The sequence below is a fragment of the Streptococcus sp. HMSC034E12 genome (genome assembly GCF_001835915.1).
GTDB lineage: Bacteria > Bacillota > Bacilli > Lactobacillales > Streptococcaceae > Streptococcus > Streptococcus vaginalis.
Genome location: NZ_KV826463.1, coordinates 1 through 255, shown reverse-complemented (window position 1 = coordinate 255; position 255 = coordinate 1). Strand labels below are relative to the sequence as shown.

General features: G+C 36.5%; 1 pseudogene. It reads right to left on the bottom strand.

The window, feature by feature from the left end:
• Nucleotides 1-255, bottom strand: a pseudogene (locus HMPREF2574_RS08665) (transposase); the annotation flags it as partial.

Here is a 255-nt window from a genome sequence, read left to right as displayed (position 1 = left end):
TAAGATCTAGAAAGGCCAAATTTCGTCCTTTCTTTTTTGATATTTAGGGCGATAAAAATTCGTTTTTTGAAGTTTTCAAAGTTCCGAAAACCAAATGCATTGCGCTTGATAAGTTTGATGAGATTATTAGTGGCTTCCAATTTTGCGTTGGAATAGGGTAGTTGAAGGGCGTTGACGATTTTCTCTTTATCCTTGAGGGAAGGTTTTAAAGACAGTCTGAAAAGAGGATGGAACCAGCTTAAGATTGTCCTCAAT